General features: G+C 59.8%; 15 protein-coding genes. 6 read left to right on the forward strand and 9 right to left on the reverse strand.

Annotated features, from left to right (window positions below):
* The first annotated feature begins 126 nt into the window (after positions 1-126).
* Positions 127-333, forward strand: a complete 207-nt coding sequence (locus tag AAFX04_12475; GenBank protein ID MEO1046248.1) for a DUF1674 domain-containing protein — start codon at positions 127-129, stop codon at positions 331-333.
* Between the two features lie 294 nt (positions 334-627).
* On the opposite strand, the gene rpoN is transcribed toward AAFX04_12475, so the two are convergent.
* The 6 genes from rpoN to AAFX04_12505 form a co-directional block, all read right to left on the reverse strand.
* Positions 628-2,169 (reverse strand): RNA polymerase factor sigma-54, encoded by a 1,542-nt coding sequence (gene rpoN, locus AAFX04_12480; GenBank protein MEO1046249.1) that lies wholly within the window; start codon positions 2,167-2,169, stop codon positions 628-630.
* A gap of 64 nt (positions 2,170-2,233) precedes the next feature.
* Positions 2,234-2,998, reverse strand: a complete 765-nt coding sequence (gene lptB / locus AAFX04_12485; GenBank protein MEO1046250.1) for an LPS export ABC transporter ATP-binding protein — start codon at positions 2,996-2,998, stop codon at positions 2,234-2,236.
* 172 nt (positions 2,999-3,170) lie between these two features.
* Positions 3,171-3,755 carry an LptA/OstA family protein gene (locus tag AAFX04_12490; GenBank protein MEO1046251.1) on the reverse strand — a complete coding sequence of 195 codons (585 nt, stop codon included), beginning with the start codon at positions 3,753-3,755 and terminating at the stop codon, positions 3,171-3,173.
* Positions 3,752-4,390, reverse strand: coding sequence for an LPS export ABC transporter periplasmic protein LptC (gene lptC, locus AAFX04_12495; protein ID MEO1046252.1), 639 nt, complete (start codon positions 4,388-4,390; stop codon positions 3,752-3,754). Before lptC ends, AAFX04_12490 begins: the two co-directional genes overlap by 4 nt.
* 50 nt (positions 4,391-4,440) lie before the next feature.
* Positions 4,441-5,058, reverse strand: coding sequence for a ribonuclease D (locus tag AAFX04_12500; GenBank protein MEO1046253.1), 618 nt, complete (start codon positions 5,056-5,058; stop codon positions 4,441-4,443).
* Entirely contained in the window at positions 5,058-5,873 is an 816-nt protein-coding gene (locus tag AAFX04_12505) for a TerC family protein (GenBank protein ID MEO1046254.1), read from the reverse strand. Before AAFX04_12505 ends, AAFX04_12500 begins: the two co-directional genes overlap by 1 nt.
* A 460-nt stretch (positions 5,874-6,333) precedes the next feature.
* Here AAFX04_12505 and AAFX04_12510 point away from each other — a divergent pair, with 460 nt between their 5' ends.
* Entirely contained in the window at positions 6,334-7,083 is a 750-nt protein-coding gene (locus AAFX04_12510; GenBank protein MEO1046255.1) for a cold-shock protein, read from the forward strand.
* Between the two features lie 412 nt (positions 7,084-7,495).
* On the opposite strand, the gene AAFX04_12515 is transcribed toward AAFX04_12510, so the two are convergent.
* Both AAFX04_12515 and AAFX04_12520 read right to left on the reverse strand, forming a co-directional pair.
* Positions 7,496-11,308 carry an autotransporter domain-containing protein gene (locus AAFX04_12515; GenBank protein MEO1046256.1) on the reverse strand — a complete coding sequence of 1,271 codons (3,813 nt, stop codon included), beginning with the start codon at positions 11,306-11,308 and terminating at the stop codon, positions 7,496-7,498.
* A gap of 238 nt (positions 11,309-11,546) precedes the next feature.
* Positions 11,547-12,113, reverse strand: a complete 567-nt coding sequence (locus tag AAFX04_12520; GenBank protein MEO1046257.1) for a TMEM165/GDT1 family protein — start codon at positions 12,111-12,113, stop codon at positions 11,547-11,549.
* 295 nt (positions 12,114-12,408) lie between these two features.
* Here AAFX04_12520 and rpmG point away from each other — a divergent pair, with 295 nt between their 5' ends.
* From rpmG to ribA, 4 genes are all read left to right on the forward strand, one after another.
* On the forward strand, positions 12,409-12,576 hold the full coding sequence (gene rpmG, locus AAFX04_12525; GenBank protein MEO1046258.1) for a 50S ribosomal protein L33: 168 nt from the start codon (positions 12,409-12,411) through the stop codon (positions 12,574-12,576).
* 73 nt (positions 12,577-12,649) lie between these two features.
* Positions 12,650-13,324, forward strand: coding sequence for an outer membrane lipoprotein carrier protein LolA (locus AAFX04_12530; GenBank protein ID MEO1046259.1), 675 nt, complete (start codon positions 12,650-12,652; stop codon positions 13,322-13,324).
* Between the two features lie 314 nt (positions 13,325-13,638).
* A complete protein-coding gene (locus AAFX04_12535; GenBank protein ID MEO1046260.1) occupies positions 13,639-14,457 on the forward strand; it encodes an exodeoxyribonuclease III in 819 nt (272 codons plus the stop codon).
* Entirely contained in the window at positions 14,457-15,527 is a 1,071-nt protein-coding gene (gene ribA, locus AAFX04_12540) for a GTP cyclohydrolase II (GenBank protein MEO1046261.1), read from the forward strand. The genes AAFX04_12535 and ribA overlap by 1 nt, the downstream gene beginning before the upstream one ends.
* Here the strand turns inward: ribA and AAFX04_12545 are convergent.
* On the reverse strand, positions 15,524-18,283 hold the full coding sequence (locus AAFX04_12545; protein MEO1046262.1) for a [protein-PII] uridylyltransferase: 2,760 nt from the start codon (positions 18,281-18,283) through the stop codon (positions 15,524-15,526). The two genes, ribA and AAFX04_12545, sit on opposite strands and share 4 nt — an antisense overlap.
* Between the last annotated feature and the right edge of the window lie 53 nt (positions 18,284-18,336).

Here is an 18,336-nt window from a genome sequence, read left to right on the forward strand (position 1 = left end):
TGCCCGGACGTGCCACCCGACGCGCAAAATCGCTTGGAAACCGGCCTTCCGACCCCATATCATACACCATAATATGATAGCGGAATGACGGTTTTTCAATCCGCAGTGTTATGGGGACAAGACAGCATGGCCAATGAAGCGAGACAGAACGGACTGGCCCAGCATGTTGCGCCCGCCCGCAAGCGCCCGGCACATGTTACCGCTCCGGCGCACTGGAAAGCGGACCCTGCACCCCGGCCCGAACCGATCACCGAAGAAGACGAGAAGCGCCGCGCCAATGGTCCGACCCGCTATGGCGACTGGGAATCGAACGGTATTGCCATCGATTTCTGAGCGTGTTGTTACACTGCAAAGTTCACGAAGTTCACACCTGTGAAGCACTCTCATAGCCCTCTCTTCTTTAGAATATAGTCGCCTTTTATGGAATCGTCATTGCGAGGAGCGAAGCGACGCGGCGATCCAGAGCGTCGCGCGTTGCGCTGGATTGCTTCGCCTGCGGCTCGCAATGACGTGCTTCAACCTGACTGGATCAAACTCTAGGGTAGAAGGTTGGAAGAGAGGGCTGTCCACAAGCACAGCGCTGAGACGATAGCCCCCACCCCTCCCCTGAAAGGGAGGAGAAAGAGCCTATTTCGCCAGCATCGCCTTTTCGCGCCGCCGTTGGACCGATGAACCAAGGTGCATCGCCTCGCGATATTTCGCCACGGTGCGGCGGGCAATATCATAGCCCTGCTCCTTGAGCATCGCGACAAGCTTGTCATCGGAAAGGATCTTTTTCGGATCCTCATTGTCAATCAGCGTCTTCAGCGCGTCCTTGACCGCAGAGGACGACACCGCCTCGCCGCCATCGGCGGACTGGATCGCGGTGGTGAAGAAATATTTGAGCTCGAAAGTGCCACGGTCGCAATTGAGATATTTGTTGCTGGTCACGCGGCTGATGGTCGATTCATGCATCTCGATGGCATCGGCAATCTGGCGCAGCGTCAGCGGCTTGAGCTGGGCCACGCCTTCATGAAAAAACCCTTCCTGCCGCTTGACGATTTCGGTCGCCACCTTGGTGATGGTGCGCTGACGCTGATCGAGCGTGCGGATAAGCCAGCTGGCATCATTGAGACATTCATTGAGCCAGGCCTTGCTCGCCTTGTCCTGTATCCCTTCGCTGAGCTCGGCATGATAACGCCGGTTGATCAACAGCCGCGGCAGCGTCGCGGGGTTCATCTCGATATGCCAGCCAGTGGCGCCGGCCCTGGCCCGGACAAAGACATCGGGAACGACCGGTGCTGCGGCAGCACCGGCAAAGGCGGCACCGGGACGTGGCTGATAATCACGCAGCTCGGCAATCATATCGATCACATCGTCCTCATCGACACGGCAAATGCGCTTCAGCCGGGCAATATCGCGCCGTGCCACCAGGTCGAGATTGTCGATCAGCCGTGCCATGGCCGGGTCATAGCGATCAGCCTCGCGCGCCTGTATCGCCATGCACTCGCTCAGCGACCTTGCACCAACGCCACTGGGGTCGCATTGCTGCACCCGGGCAATCACCGCTTCGACCCGGTCAACCGACGTCCCCAGCTGTTGCGCCAGCGCCAGTGCGTCGGCACGCAGATAGCCACTGTCATCGACATGACCGATGATCAGATCGGCGATCAGCATATCCTCGCCCTCAACCTGTGCGCCCATCTGCTCGCGCAAATGGTCCTGCAGCGTCATGCTGTCAGCCAGCATATTCTCCCAGTCCGCACCCTCACCGCTGCCCCCCGGGCCGCTTGCGCCCAGAGCAGAGCTGCCCATCATGTCACTGGCGCTATCATGGTGGAAGACATCGACATCGCTGTTGCTGTCAAGCGGTGCATCGGCTTCGCCTGCCCCGGCGGCGATCAGCGTATCGGCGCCTTCGGACGGGGGTTCGCCACCCTCCGCGCCATTGTCACCGGCACCATCGCCGCCACTATCACCGGCGGGCCCGGAAGCACTCTCTCCTGCCGGTTGCCCCGGCGTGTCATTGACGGCTTCGCTTTCGAGCAGCGGGTTCTTTTCCAGCGCCTCGTTGAGATAGCTCTCCATCTCCAGATTGGACAGCGCCAGCAGCTTGACCGCCTGCTGCATTTGCGGCGTCATTACCAGCGACTGTTTCTGCCTGAGATCGAGACGTGGACCTAGCGCCATGGCGTGGCGGCCTCATGCTGTCGGCCTGGTAATTGCGGAATGACGACCCTCGGCATCGGCATCATTACAACGCAAACCCCTCGCCCAGATAGAGCCGGCGCACATTGACATCACTGACGAGGTCTTCCGGGGTGCCCGAAAACAGCACCTGGCCATCATAGATGATGCAGGCGCGGTCGACGATATCCAGCGTTTCGCGCACATTATGGTCGGTAATCAACACCCCGATGCCACGATCCTTCAACTGCAGCACCAAGTCGCGAATATCGGCGATGGAAATCGGGTCGATGCCGGCAAAGGGCTCGTCGAGCAGCATGATCGAGGGATTGGCCGCCAGTGCCCGGGCAATCTCGCAACGCCGCCGCTCACCACCCGACAGCGCCATCGCGCCGGAATCGCGCAATTTGGTCAGGCCGAATTCATCGAGCAGCTTTTCCAGTTCGGCCTCGCGCGCCGCCTTGTCGGGCTCGGCCATTTCCAGCACCGCCATGATGTTCTGCTCGACCGTCAGGCTGCGGAAGATCGATGTTTCCTGTGGCAGATAACCCAGACCCAGCACCGCACGGCGATACATGGGCAGGTCGGTGATATTCTCGCCATCAAGCACGATACGGCCCGAGTCCGGACGCACCAGCCCCATGATCGAATAGAAGCAGGTGGTCTTACCCGCACCATTGGGGCCAAGCAGACCGACCACCTCGCCCTTGGCCACCGACAGCGAAATGTCCGTAAGCACGGCACGGCGATCATAGCTTTTGGCGATCGAAACAACCGCAAGGCCATTTTCCAGCGCGTCGGGATGCAATGCCGGATGCGCGCCATCAACCATGGCGGGGCTGACATCGGCAGCGGTGGTTATGTCATCCATTTCGGCCTGCACTCGGGTCCCATCTCAATGATTACCATGTAATAATCGGCCCGCTGGAATCGCAATGCAAGCGAATTTGCATATTTTTATGCAAGTTTCATGCCCTTTGATGAAAGTCGCCAGTGGCAAGAGATCAGTTCGCCCCGTCCTCGCGCTGCGGCACGGCGAAGCTGCCGCTGACCCGGCCATCATCGCCGGGGCTGGCGCTGATTCCGCCACCCGATACGCGACCATCGATGCTGCTGAGGCCGGTGGTCAGGTCGATCACCAGCCGCTCGCCATTAAGCGTATCGCCGCCACGGCGCAGCCGCACATTGCCGATCATGGTGATGATGCGGCGGTTGAGGTCGTAAATCGCGCTCTGGCCCTGCGCCCGGGTATCACCCTTGCTGATCGTCACCCCGCCCAGTGCATCGATACGCTCGATATCGGTGCTGCCAATATCGCGAAAGGCGATGGTCACACGCGATGCCGTGAGATTGAGTCCGGCCTGACGCAGGTCAACGCTGCCGCTGAGCACCACGCGGTCCTGGCGCTGTTGCAGCTCGATCCGCGCGGCGTTGAAATCGACAGGAGCGTTGCTGTTATGGGTGAACAGTGACTGGGCGTTGCCATGGCCGGGAATGGCCAGCGCCATTGTGACCATACCAATGGCGGCAGCCAGGGATAATGGCTTTGTGAGGCGCGGCGGCATGATCCAGCGGGTCCGGTCTTTCATCGCAACTTCCCTTGCTCTATCCGCATGCGGGCATTGCCGATCAGCGTCACCGTGCGTTGTTCGAGATCGGCACGCAACTGGTCGGCACTGAAGGTGCCGACCGCGGTTCGCCCACTGACCGCACCTCTGCTTTGCAGCGTTCGTCCCTTCAAATCAACATCAACGTCGCGGGTCACCATACGGTAGCCATTGGCGGCGTTGAAGCGGATAGGCCCGTCGATGCGCACCGTCTCCGCCTCCATGTCATAGACGCCCTCATTGGCATCGAGCGTACCCGGCCCCGATTCCAGCAGGATGCGTGCGGTCAGATCATCGAGCTCGACTATCGGGACATCGGAGCTCCGCTGCACCGCCTTGCCGGCCTTGAGCGAAAAAGGGCGCCCCCTGCTGTCCTTGCCGCGATATAGCGCATCGGTGACACGCATCCGCTCGCTGGCAATCTCGACCGTATCCTTGTCGAGCAGGAAGCTGAGCTCCGATCGCTGCACCAGCGGTGCCAGCGCGAGAAAGGCGAACAGCGCGCCAATGGCGGCGGGTAGCGAGACGCGCAAAAACCGGACAATAGCGTCGTGACGACTGCCCGGGGCGGCAAAGACCTGCCGTCTGGTACGTTGCTGCTCTGCCCTTTGGGTCATGCGATATCCACTGGCGCGGCCTGATTACCGACGCTCTGTGCTGTTAGATATTAGCTATGGGCAAAAATATCAATTTCCGGCCAGCCGATCAGATCAAGTTCGGCGCGATGCGGTAGAAAGGCGAAGCACGCCTCGGCCATGTCCAGCCGCTTTTCGCGCACCAGCCGCTGGGTGAGTGCGTCGCGCAGATCGTGCAGGTAGCGCACATCGCTGGCGGCATAGTCCTGCTGCGCCGTGCTCAATTCAGGGGCGCCCCAGTCGCTCGACTGTTGCTGCTTCGATATCTCCTTGCCGAGCATCTCCCGCACCAGCTCTTTGAGCCCGTGCCGGTCGGTATAGGTGCGCACCAGCCGCGACGCGATCTTGGTGCAGAAAACCGGCTCGGCCATGACGCCGAGATAATATTTGATCGCGGCCAGGTCGAAGCGCCCGAAATGATAGAGCTTGATACGCCCGGGATCGGCGAGAACCGCCTTGAGATTGGGCGCGGCATAGTCGCTGTCAGGGGTGAAGCGGACCAGATGTTCGTCATCGCCGCCATCGCTGATCTGCACCAGGCACAGCCGGTCGCGCGGAGTATTCAGCCCCATGGTCTCGGTATCGACCGCCAGCGCACCGTCGCCCAGTGCATCAGCGGGAATGTCTTCTTCATGCAAATAGACGGCCATCAGATTGTGTCCCTGTCATTATCCTGTGTGTTTGCATCCGGCGCAGCACCACCAGCAAGGCGCGGCGTCAGACCCGCCCGCTTGCGCCGTGCATCACGCGCGAGGATGTTGAGAAACTCGACCAGCGCCGAAAACGCCATGGCGCCATAAATGACCTCTTTGGGCACATGAAAACCAAAGCCGTCGGCAATCAGGCTGGCGCCGATCATGAACAGAAAGGCGAGCGCCAGCATCACCACGGTCGGGTTCTGCTCGAGAAAGCGCGCCAGCGGTCCGGCCGCGACCAGCATCACCGAGACCGCCACCAGCACCGCAATGACCATGATGACGATATGATCGGTCATGCCAACCGCAGTGATGATCGAGTCGAGCGAGAACACCAGATCGAGCATGATGATCTGGCCGATCGCGGCGGCGAAACCGATCTCGGCCTTCTTCGCCACCTCAGCCATATCATCTATCGCCGGATCAAAATCGACATTGTGATGGATTTCCTTGGTCGCCTTCCACACCAGGAATAACCCCCCTGCAATCAGGATCATGTCGCGCCACGAAAATCCATGGCCAAAAGCCGTGAAGACCGGCGTTGTTAGCTGGACGATGATGAACACCAGGCTGAGCAGCCCGAGCCGCAAGCCGAGCGCCAGGCCGATACCGATGAAGCGCGCCCGCGGCCGATCACCTTCAGGCATCTTGTTGGTGATAATCGAGATAAAGATCAGATTGTCGATGCCGAGCACCACCTCCATCGCGATCAGTGCCGCAAGCGCGGCCCAGGTCGCGGGTTCGGCAAAAATACTGAATATCGCGGCAATATCTGGCATTGCGCTCCCTTGCCCAATTGCCGGGGCGCTGGCAAGCGCTGATGAAAATACCCCCAGATGGGCGTCGATAAATATGTGGAATCGCGGCGCAAATTTCGCCGCGCGATGCAGCAATCGGTGATGCTGATACCATCGTGCAAGATGCAGTAGATACGATTGCGTAACGATGTCAGCAAGATTTGCAGGCTCAACCGCAGCAAATCTGAAACATTCATTTGTTAAAGTATTCGCTCAAGAGGGTTTTTTACGGTATAGAGAGTCGCAAGCTGTGCCCCGAGCATGGCTGCTATCGCGCCGATACCCGCTGACGATGTTTAAGACAGGCAGAAACAGTGTTTTATTGAGCGGTAATTGAGAGGGCCTGATTTCCCTCTGTCGGCTGCAGTCTTCCCCGCGTCCCGGAGGCTTGGCCGAGAATGATTGGGGCGGAATTGAAAGTGACGAACGGATTATGGGTTTTGACAGAGGGCGTCGTGGCCGCGGCCGGGACAAGCGCGATGGATTTGGTGAGGACAGTTTCGACGGCTTCCCTCCACCCGGTGGTGATTTTGGCGGTGGTTTCGACAACCGTGGCGGTGGCCATCGCGGCGGCGGCGGCGGCTATGATGATCGCCGAGGCGGCGGTTTCGATGGTGGCCAGGGCGGCGGCGGTTATAATCGCGGCGGCGGCGGCGGTGGCGGTGGCGGTTATAATCGCGGCGGCGGCATGCCGGCCCAGGTTGTCGGCGAAGGCAGCGGCACGGTAAAATTCTTCAACAGCAACAAGGGCTTCGGCTTTATTCAACGCGATGGCGGCGGCGATGATGTGTTCGTCCATATCAGCGCTGTCGAACGTGCCGGCCTGCAGGGCTTGGCCGAGGGACAGAAGCTGGAATTCACCCTGATCGATCGCGGCGGCAAGGTTTCGGCAAGCGATCTCAAGATCGACGGTGAAATCATCCCGGTACAGGAGCGTTCGGCTCCGCCGCAGCGTGAGCTGACGGGCGAACGCGCCAGCGGCACGGTCAAGTTCTTCAACTCAATGAAAGGCTTCGGCTTTATTTCGCGCGATGATGGCGAAGCTGATGCCTTTGTCCATATTTCCGCCGTGGAGCGTTCGGGCCTGCATGGCCTGAATGAGGGCGACCGACTGGATTTCGATCTGGAAGTTGATCGGCGTGGCAAATATTCGGCGGTCAATCTCGTCGCCAAGACCGACTGACCCGCTATCTGCCCCAACGGCTATGTCGACGGGCTGAGCGAAACAGCAGCATCACATAAAGGGCCGCCGACTCGTGTCGGCGGCCCTTTATATTGCGCTCAGCACCTTTGTTGCTGTCAGCATCGACACTGCACCGATACGCTCTGGCCACGGTAGAAAACCGTGCGTGGCATATCGCCATGCCTGACTGCGCTATGTGACCCAAGCATATCAACCGATGATGCCTTGTAGCGATATGCGCCCATTCGCCTCCACCGATCCAAGATTCAGTCATGGCCGACCATGACAGGCTGTAGCATGCCCCCGATGGTATCGTCGCTGCGGACCAATCCATGCCTTGCACAGAACAAAAAAGGGCGCCCCGAAGGACGCCCTTTTTTGCCGGATAATCTCCGGCACATCGGCTTGCCGCTTAGAAGCGGAAGCGGATGCTGCCCTGATAGGACTGGTTCTGGAAGTCGCTGCGACCGACGGTGGTTTCTGCCGAAACACCGATGGTCACATTGCCGACGTCATAGTTCAGGCCAACGCCGGCTTCGACCCAGTCGCTGTCATCCGACGCGATGGCGAACGGTGCCAGGGCGCCGCTGCCGCCAACAAAGTTGGCGCCGAAGCTGCCGTCGCGATCCAGGAAGTCGTGGACATAGTCAGCACGGATCCATGGACGGAAGGCCTTGCCCCTGAGCGTGGTCGCAGTGACACCGGCACGGCCCTGCAGCGTATCGAAGCGATCACGCTGGATGGCCAGAGCCGGAAGACCACCGGTTTCCTGAACGTCACCAAAGTCGATCATCTGATAGCTCAGACCGACACGCGGACGGATCAGCACGGTCTTGGTCTCAAAGTCTTTCGAGATACCGAAGTCGGCTGCAAAGGCCAGGCTGTCATCATCGCTGCTGAGGTTGAAGCTGTTGGTACCGATGGTGACTGTTCGCAAGGTTTCGGTGCTGTAGCTACCGAGGCTCAGCAGACCGTCAAAAGTCAGGCCACTATCGTTGCGCAATGCGCCGTAGATGGTGCCCTGCCACAGCTGACCGTCTGCACGGGCACCTGCCTGCGAATTGCCTTCGACATCGCTGTACGAACCGGAGAAGCCGATTATGACATTCTCGTTAGGCAGATATTCCAGACCGGCTGCGATAAAGAAGCCGTCATATTGGTCATCCTGCGTGGTGAGTGCTGCCGGCATGCCGACGCCTTCACCCACCAGGAAGCCACCCGAGAGGAACAGCGCGAAGTCCGAAGACAGGCCGCTGTCGTCATTGACCGTATCATTCTGCGCCGCCGAGGTGGTCGCCGCAAATGCTCCCTGGGTCGGCAGACCCATGGCGCTTGCCGAAGCCAGCTGTACCGCGGTGCCGCTGGTAGCGACTGTGCCGCCACGATCGCTGTCAAATGCCGTGGCCGTACGGTTGCGGTAGAAGTTGGTCATGCTGTTCAGCATCATCTCCGCTACGCTGAGATTGGTCGTCTCCGTGACCGGAGCCAGACCTTCCAGCGTTGCACCCAGCGTTGCCGCATCAGCAAACTCGGTGAAGCGATAGATATCCGCAAAGTTGGTCAGGCCGTTTGCACGGTTCTGATCAAGCAGCTGTGCGAATGAGGACTGTACCGCAGAGTTGGGGTCGACAACCGAAGCATAGGTGTTGACGTCGAACACCGCATTGACTGAGGTTACACCGGTGGTCTCATCGGTGACATTTTCGAACGCCACACCCAGAACAGCACTGCCGAAGCCGGTGTTGAAGCTGTTGGTGACATCACCCTCTGCCGTCGCAATGGTGAAGGTGTCACCATCGTTGAACAGGAACTCGGTGAGCTGGTTAAAGGCGACAATGCCGCCAAGATCCAGATTACCTGCATCCGGATTGGGAATGATGTTCGGATTACCGTCATCATCCAGAACCGGATTGCCGATATCATCGGTTTCCGTGATCGTGCCGCGGGTCACCGCAAGGGTATCGGAATTGCCGGCATTGTCGATATCGACAATGAGCGTGCTGCCCGATGTCAGGATAACATTACCTTCGATCGTCAGCGTACCGATATTGTCCATGCCACCCGGTGCAATAGCGCCGGTGAGGTTGGTGAGGAACGGCGTCACAATGGTACCCGAGCCCGACAGCATACCCGCCATAAGCGAATAGTCGCTGTTCATGCTCAATACGCCGTCGACATTCACGGTGCCGCCTGTCTGCATCACGCCGAGCCAGGTGAACAGCTCACCATCGGCGGTGACGTCAAGACCGGCAGTACCCGAGACGGTCAGACGGTCGATATTGACCGCGCTGCTCAGCGTCGTGGTGCCTGCATTGGCGAGGGTCACGTCAAAATAACGACCGTTGATGACATCACCTTCCTCGGTGAAGCCGGGGTCAACATTATCGGGAACGAAACCGGTCGCACCCGGCAGGCCATTGGCCAGCGTCGGATCGGGCAGCGGTTCCGGCGCAGGATCAGGATCCGGATCCATGCCCTCTTCCATCGGGCTCTCTTCGGCACCTTCAACGGCATCCGCCATCGGCGCTTCTTCCGAACCGGTGACAGTGATCGTGTTCGGCGATTCTTCCGCAAATTCGACGCGGGTGGTCATCGGTGCGTTTTCGGCAAACTGAACACCGGTCAGGCCTTCACCAAGAGCCGGTTCGGAGGTTGCAGCGGCAGCTTCAGCCGACGCAGCCTCTTCAACCGGAGCGGTTGTTGTCGTCTCCGCAGTGACGGTACCTTCAACGCCTTCGGCATTGGCGATGACATCGTTGCCCGACTGGGCAATGTCGGCTTCACCGCGATTGTTGAAGATCTCGGAGCCGGCTTCCGTAGGATCTGCCGGCGGATCGATCGGGTCACCGTCCGGAGTGGTAATGATGCCGGTCGCTACGTCCTGACACTCATCGGGACCGATGCCCGGGGCGCCAATGCCTTCGACGCAGACGCCACCAAAGTCACCCTCGGTGCCGTTCAGGCCAAGCTCCGGCGTGGTCGGCAGGCCATTCACGACATTGCCGTTCTCATCGATGATCCGGTAGTTCGGATCAAGCAGCGTTACCCAGTGATCGGCATCTTCCCAGTTGCCGTCGCCGCCATTGGTGCCGACATAGCGATAAGGGTTAACCTCGGCGATATACTGCCAGAAGAGCGCCAGCGGCTGATAGAAGCTGGTGGTGCCGAGCGAGCTGAACGGAGTGGCACCGAAGAAGCGCGAACCACCGGACAGAACGCCGATAACCAGTTCTTCGTCGGTAATGTCATTATCTTCGGAGCGCAGGATGAGCGGGCCGCCGGAGTCACCACCGGCGGTGGTGCCTTCATTTGGCAGCGGGTCATCCTGGTGGACGTTGAAGTCAAAGAAGAAGTCGTCAGGCGTGGTCGAGTCAAAGTCGAGATTGTAGAGGTTCTGCGGCAGGAACGGATCATCCGGGCCGAAGATTACATTGTTACGATCATCGAGCGAGAGGAAGCCGCCCAGAACATTTTCTGCAGCACGGCGACGGAAGTCGATGCCGAAGATCGGGCCATCAAGAGCCGTACCGGTGCCGCCAAAGCCAACGATGTCCACATTGTAACCGGTGCCGGTAACCGGGTCGATACCGTCGGGAGCCGGCAGGATCGAAAACAGCAGTGCCCATGTCGGGAGATTGCCGGCCGGGGTATCAAGGGTTGCAACGGCAATATCCGCCTCGATGAAGCCCAGGGCCTGCGGATTTTGCAGCGAGCGCGGATCATACTGTATCTGGCTGATGTTAAAGAGGTTATTTGCCACCGAGGTCTGACGCAGCAGCGGGTTGGGGCGCAGCGCGGCAATCTCGTCAGCGGTCAGGCCGGCCGTGTTGAAAACAAAACCGCCATCAGGATCGATAAACGGAGCGAGCCATTCCTGGACCGCGGGAAGATTGTTGACGTTGAAGCCAAAAGACGAAATCCGGGTGCCGTCATTATAAGCAGTCGCCGGCAGGTCATTGACGCAGTGCGCGGCAAACAGCACCGCACGCGGGTTGATCAGGCTGCCGGTACACAGACCCAGTCCGGTATCGCCGTCAACGCCGCTGTTGCTGAAGAACTGGCCAACACCGGCAAATTCATCGTCATTATCGACAATGGCTTCCGAGTCAGTGTTTTCATTCGGCACGATAGCCATGGCGGGGGCCGCAGCCAGCATGGTAGCCATGGCAGCAGTCGCAGCGCCTGCGCGGAATCCGCGCATAGAAACGGAACGTGATTTGGTCATCTCTCTTCCCTCATTTTTCAACTCACCGGTTTGAATTGCAGTATTTCGCAAGAGAAACAAGGGGCGAGGGAGCAATAAACGACATTTTGATGACGCTTTGATGGAGTTGTTGCTAAAGAGATACATAATCAGTGCGTTTGCGAAATGTTTCACCGCTGTCAGCATGGCTATGAGTGATAATTTCTATTATTCCATGGGGGTTTGACCAATGGCACTTGCACCATCAACAATGCGCGACTCAGATCAGCCGCCATGCCATCAGCCCATGGACAGCACCCAGAACCAGAAACACCGCGCCACCCGCCATGCGAATAGCTTTTAACGGCACCAGCTGCGCCAGCCGCTCGCGCAGCAGAACCGCAGGCAGCAGGGCGATCATGGTGCCCAGCCAGCCGCCGGCGAGCGCAAAGCCCGCCGCCTGGCTGCGCGCCGCAGTGGCGGCAATGAGAAACTGCCCCTTGTCGCCAAATTGCAAAATCAGAATACCAAGAAAGGCAGTGGTGAACGCCCCCGTCTGCCAATGTTCGAGCAGATCCACCGGGCGGCGCCAGACCAGCATGCCGATGCCGGCAAATAACAGCGCCAGTGCGTAGAACAATGTCAGTGGGTCCTGGCTGATCCAGCCACCGACAGTGGCGCCAGCCAGCGCCGAGACCGCGCTGTTGAGCAGTGTTGCCAGCGCCACCGCAGCCAATATCATGCCATCATGCCGAAAACGCAGTGCCAGGGCGGCACACAGAATCTGGGTTCGGTCACCCATCTCCGCGAGAGCGGTGAAAATCAGGGTCGAAAGAAAAGCATCCATGGCGGTTATCCGGGCCGTCGCCCAATATCCCTATATATAATGCCAGACAGCATAGCCATGCTGTGGTTAAGGGCGTGTAAGCCAGCCGCCTGGCCCTGATCGCTGTGCCCGATGCGACAGTTGGCGCTTGACTTTATCGGCAAAAACCATAGAGAGCGCCGTTCGGATGCGATGTGCCATGGCGCCTCGCGGAGATATTCGTCGAATCGGTGTTGGCCTGCCGGTCTCCTGCGGGGAGCAGATACAGCGCCATCCGCATTTGATGATACAGCGCATTTCTACAGGATGAATTGTCATGGCCAAACCAGCCACTGTTAAGATCAAGCTTGTCAGCACCGCCGATACCGGCTTCTTCTACGTTACCAAGAAGAATCCGCGTAACCTGACCGAAAAGCTGACCTTCCGCAAATATGACCCGGTCGTGCGCAAGCATGTCGAGTTCAAAGAAGCCAAGATCAAATAATCATCAGCAGGCCAGTTACTTGCCGCAAAGAGGTTCAGCACGCATTCAACCCGCTGCTGCCACGATGACAGGCATGAAACCGATCAGTCCCTTTCGCAGCTACACACTTGCGCTCGCTGCTCTTGCGGTGCCCGCCAGCGCCATCGCGCTTGGCATTGTGACCGCCATTCCGGCACAAGCACAGCAATCCGCTACACCGGCTCTCGCCGATCTCGAAAAGGTCTCACGCCATCTGCGCGGTATCCAGACGCTGCGTGCCGATTTTGTCCAGACCGATCGGAGCAACCAGCAGCTTTCGGGCAGGCTCACGCTGAAACAGCCGGGGCGGATTCGTTTCGAATATCAGAAAGATGCACAATTGCTGATCGTCGCCGACGGCCGGTCGCTGACCATGGTCGATTATGAGGTGGCACAGGTGCAGCGCTGGCCGATCAAGAAAAGCCCACTCGGCGCGCTGCTCGACCCGGATCGCGACATTACCCGCTATGGTCGGCTGCTGGACACCGGCAGCCCCAATGTCGTCAGCGTCGAGGTCAGTGATGACGACCGCCCCGAATATGGCACCATCACCATGGTCTTCCGCCGCGATGCCACCGCTCCTGAAGGCATTGAACTCGCCGGTTGGGTTGCGCTCGATTCGCAAAACAAGCGCACCACGGTAAGCCTGAGCAACCACCGCTATAACCAGACGGTGGCAGACTCGGCCTTTCGCTGGCGCGACCCAAGGGTCCGGCGCGGCAGACGCTGAACAATATCGTTCAACAACAGCCGTTTTACTTCCGTATACACGGCGAGATGCCTTTCTGCTGCGATCAAATCATATCCTGTCAGATACTGTTCATGTCCGCGAAAGCCGATTACGCCTAACATTATTGTTATCTGGTGAGGCAGAGTTTCCCCCTGTTGCTCTCGTTCCCACCGGATAGAGGCGTGACGAACGCACAGGAGCCCCCGTTCCAATGCCCCCGGGACGGGGGTTTTTCCTGCCCGAATTCCATGGTAGCGCAGATTTATTTCGCGCCAGGTCTTGGGTTTGGCGATGACGCTCGCTAGACCCCCCGCATGAGCCAAGCCATCACCGTCGCTTCGTGGAACATCAACAGCGTCCGTTTCCGCATCGAGATCGTCCAGCGATTCCTGCGCGAGCAGGCGCCCGATATTCTCTGCCTGCAGGAAACCAAGGTTGTCGACGAACAATTCCCCGAAGGCGCGTTTCGCCAGCTCGGCTATAACCATCAGGCGCTGCATGGCCAGCCGATGCATCATGGCGTGGCGATTCTCAGCAAGATTCCGATCCGCAACATCACCCGCCATGACTGGCAGGCCAATGGAGAGGCGCGCCATGTCGGCGTCGAGCTGGCCGGTCCCGCGGTCGAGCGATTTGGCAAGACAGTGCGGCTGGAAAATGTCTATATCCCTGCTGGCGGCGATGTCCCCGACCGCGAGGCCAACCCCAAATTCGGCCAGAAGCTCGATTTTCTGACCCGTATGACTGAATGGGCGCATGGCCTCGACACCCCGACCATGCTGGTCGGCGATTTCAACATCGCGCCACTGGAAAGCGATGTATGGAGCCACAAGCAGTTGCTTAAAGTGGTGTCACATACACCGGTCGAGGTTGAGCATCTCGACCGGCTGCAAGCGGCGCATGACTGGCGCGATATCGGTCGCACATTCTATCCCGAGCCACAGCGGCTCTATAGCTGGTGGAGCTATCGCGCACGCGACTGGGCCAAATCGGATCGTGGGCGGCGCCTCGATCATATGTGGGTCTCGCCAGCCCTTGCCGACAATGTTCACAGTCATGCAGTCCTCGAAGACTGTCGCGGCTGGACCAAGCCATCCGACCATGCGCCGCTGGTCAGCGAGTTGGTGTTCTGATGCCGGATCATGCTGGCGCTATTGCGGCGGCGCGGGCAATTGATGCCCTGTTGCGTGGTTGGCCGATTGCGATAGCCAAGGGTAACCAGAAACTGGTGCTGAGCGCGGTCGAGACCCGCCTCCCTGAAAGCGACAGCGCGCCGTACCAAAGCCACCAGATGCTGATCTCTGCCGCACGGGCGGCGACGCTGAAAATCATCAACCAGCGCGCTGCCGCCCGGCCCGACGCCCCGGTGATGATCGAGACCATGGCGCCGCTCGACAATGTCGCGGCCATGGCGATTGCCGACCCGGCGCTCGATCTTGCCAATCCGCTAAAGGGGCCCTTCACCGCTCTGCCGTTGCCCGACACAGTCCTTGCCGAAGCGGCGATGACATTGGCGCGCCAGGCAGGGCTGCTGCCGGCTTTTGTTGTCGAGACCGGAGCAGCCGTCGCGCCGCTGGCCAGCATCAAGGCAAGCGATGCCGAGGCCTATGGCGATGCCGGTGCGCTGCGCATCGCGGCGCGGGCCAGACTGCCGGTCGCCGCGAGCGAGACCGGCGAGATTGTCGCTTTTCGCAGCATGGCCAATAATGAGGAGCATGTGGCGCTGGTGGTCGGCGAGCGCGACAGCAGCCCGCCTGTGGTGCGGTTGCACAGCGAGTGCCTGACCGGCGATGCGCTGGGGAGCCTGAAATGCGATTGCGGGCCGCAGCTTCATGCCGCATTGGAGGCCATGTCTGACGCGCAATGGGGAGTATTGCTCTATCTGCGCCAGGAGGGCCGTTCCATCGGCCTGATCAACAAGCTGCGTGCCTATCAGCTGCAGGACCAGGGGTTCGATACCGTTGAGGCCAATAACCGGCTCGGCTTCGCCACCGATGCCCGTGATTTCATGATCGCAGTGAACATGCTGAAATTGCTGCATATCGACAAGCTGCGGCTGATGACCAACAACCCGGACAAGGTGGCGCGTCTGGAACAGGGCGGCATCACCGTGGTCGAACGGCTTTCGCTGATTACGCCGGACAATCCGTATAACCGGCGCTATCTCGATACCAAGCGCGACCGCACCGGCCATCAGCTTTAGACTACGCTCAGCACCCCCGCTTCGTTGTCTTCATCCAGCTCGCGCGGGACCTCGACCAGCGCCTGTTGCAGCCGTTCGAGCCGCTCCCTGTCGGTAATTTTCGCGCCGGTCAGGTCGGTGATGTAGAAAGTATCCACCGCCCGCTCGCCATAGGTCGCGATATGCGCGCTGTGAACGATCATATTGGCTTCGAAGAAAATCTGCGCCAGTCGTGACAGCAGCGCCGGACGGTCCTGCGCATTGACCTCGACCACGGTGAAGCGGTTGGAGGCGTTATTGTCTACAATGGCAAAAGGTGTGATGCTGAAGGCGTCGGCGCGCGGATGCGCCGCCGGGCGCGCATCGAGTCGGTCAGTCATCTGCTGGCGGTTGGTCAGGGCATCGGCAATCGCCGATTTCAACCGCATTATCTGGTCTTCCTCGCGCATCGCCGCGCCGTGCACGTCCTGGATCAGGAAATTGTCAAGCGCCATGCCGTCGCGGGTGGTGTGGATGCGTGCATCGATGATATTGCCGCCAGCAGCATGGATGCCCCCCGATATGCGATAGAACAGGCCGGGATGGTCGGCGGCGATAATGGTCACCAGCGTCGCGCCCCGCGCCGGATAATATTCCGCCGCAATCGACAGTGGCGCATTCTTGTCCATGTGCTCGAGCTGTTCGACATTGCGCGCGATAATATCTTCCGGCTCGGCAATCCAATAGGCATCGGGCAGCCATGTATCCCAGCGCGCGACCCGCGCTGCATCGGCACCGAGCGAAGCCGCCACCTCGGCCTTGCACGCGGCGATTTTCTCCGACCGGCCATGCTGCTTATGGCCGAGACGCAGCACCTCTTCGGCAGTATCGTACAATGTGCCGAGCAGCTGGCGTTTCCAGCTGTTCCATACCCCCGGACCGACCGCGCGAATATCCACCGTGGTCAGCACCAGCAACAGCTTGAGCCGTTCCGGACTCTTCACCAACGCAGCAAAGTCGGAGATGGTCTTGTAATCGGAGAGGTCACGCTTGAACGCGGTTGCCGACATCAGCAGATGGTGCCGCACCAGCCACGCCACCAGCTCGGTCTCGGCATCGGAGAGCCCGAGGCGCGGACACAGCTCCAACGCAATCTCCGCGCCCAATATGCTGTGGTCGCCCTTGCGGCCCTTGGCGATGTCATGCAGCAGCACCGCGACGCTGAGCGCGCGATAGGTAGTCAACGTGGCGATGATCTCGCTGACCTTGGGATGGTCATCTGTGAGTGCACCCGATGCCAGTTGCGACAGCAGGCCGATGGCACGGATCGAATGTTCATCGACAGTATAGTGGTGATACATGTCGAACTGCATCTGCGCCACGACACGACCGAATTCGGGTACAAAACGACCAAATACCGTCGCTTCGTTCATCCAGCGCAGCACCGCTTCGGGATCGCGCGGGCTGGACAATATGTCGAGAAACATGGCGTTGGCCGCAGGATTATCGCGCATCTTGCGGGTGATCAGCCTGGCATCGCGCATCGCCTGACGCATCGCCACCGGGTGAATTTCCAGCTCGTGCAGATCGGCGAGATGGAACAGTTCGATCAGGCGCACCGGATCAGCCTGGAAAAACCCGCTATCGGGCGTGATCAGCCGTCCGCGATCAAGCTGGAAACCGTTCAGTTTGCGCGGTTTGCGGCGGATTGTCGGTATCAGCCGCCGGTCGGAGGCGGCGAATTTCTCATCGATATGGGCGAGAAAAATCCCGGTCAGGTCACCGACCTTTTTGGCGTTGAGAAAATAGAATTGCATGAACCGCTCGACCGCCGATTTGCCTGGGCGGTCGGCATAATTCATGCGCTCCGCCACCTCGCGCTGCAAATCGAAGGTCAGCCGCTCCTCGGCCCGCCCGGTAATGTCATGCAGATGACAGCGCACCGCCCAGAAGAAATTGGCGGCACGCCGAAAGCCGCGATATTCGGTCATGTTGAACAGCTTCTTGTCGACCAGCTCGGCAGCGCTACGCACATTATAGGCGTATTTGCCAATCCAGTAGAGCGTCTGCAGGTCGCGCAACCCGCCCTTGCCATCCTTGACATTGGGCTCGACGACATAGCGACTGTCGCCCATGCGCTTGTGCCGGGCATCGCGTTCGGCCAGTTTTTGCGCGATAAAGTCGCGCGTGGTGCCGTGCACCACTTCGGCAAAAAAGCGCGCCGCAGCCTCGTCATACAGCGCCTTGTCGCCCCAGATAAACCGCCCTTCAAGCAGCGCGGTGCGGATCGTCAGATCGGACTTGGCCATGCGCACCATATCGTTGAGCGAGCGGCTCGACTGGCCGACTTTCAGCCCCAGATCCCATAACAGGTAGAGCATCGCCTCGGTGACCTGTTCGGTCCAGCTGTTCTTCCGCATCGGTGTCAGAAAGGCGATATCGACATCGCTGTGCGGCGCCATTTCGCCACGGCCATAACCGCCGACCGCCATCACCGCCAGCCGCGCCCCGGCGGTCGGGTTGCCCATAGGATAAACATGGGTGACAACATAATCATGGATCAGTCGGACGATCTGGTCGATGAGAAAGGCCTGGGCCGCAGCCACGGCATGGCCCGATGTCGGCCGCACCATCAGCCGGTCGGCAATCTCTGCCCGGCCATCGACCAGCGCATCACGCAGCAGCGACAATATATCCGCGCGCGAATGACCCTCGCCATGCGCTACCAGCCGGTCAATCGCCTCCCCCAGCCTGGCGCGATCGATGATCGCGCGGCGCCGAGGCACGGCAGCGATCACGCCCCTGCAAGCGCTTCGACGCCGCACATCGCCCGCAGCGCGCCACCCCGCAG

This window comes from Pseudomonadota bacterium, assembly GCA_039818985.1.
Classification (GTDB): domain Bacteria; phylum Pseudomonadota; class Alphaproteobacteria; order Sphingomonadales; family Sphingomonadaceae; genus Alterisphingorhabdus.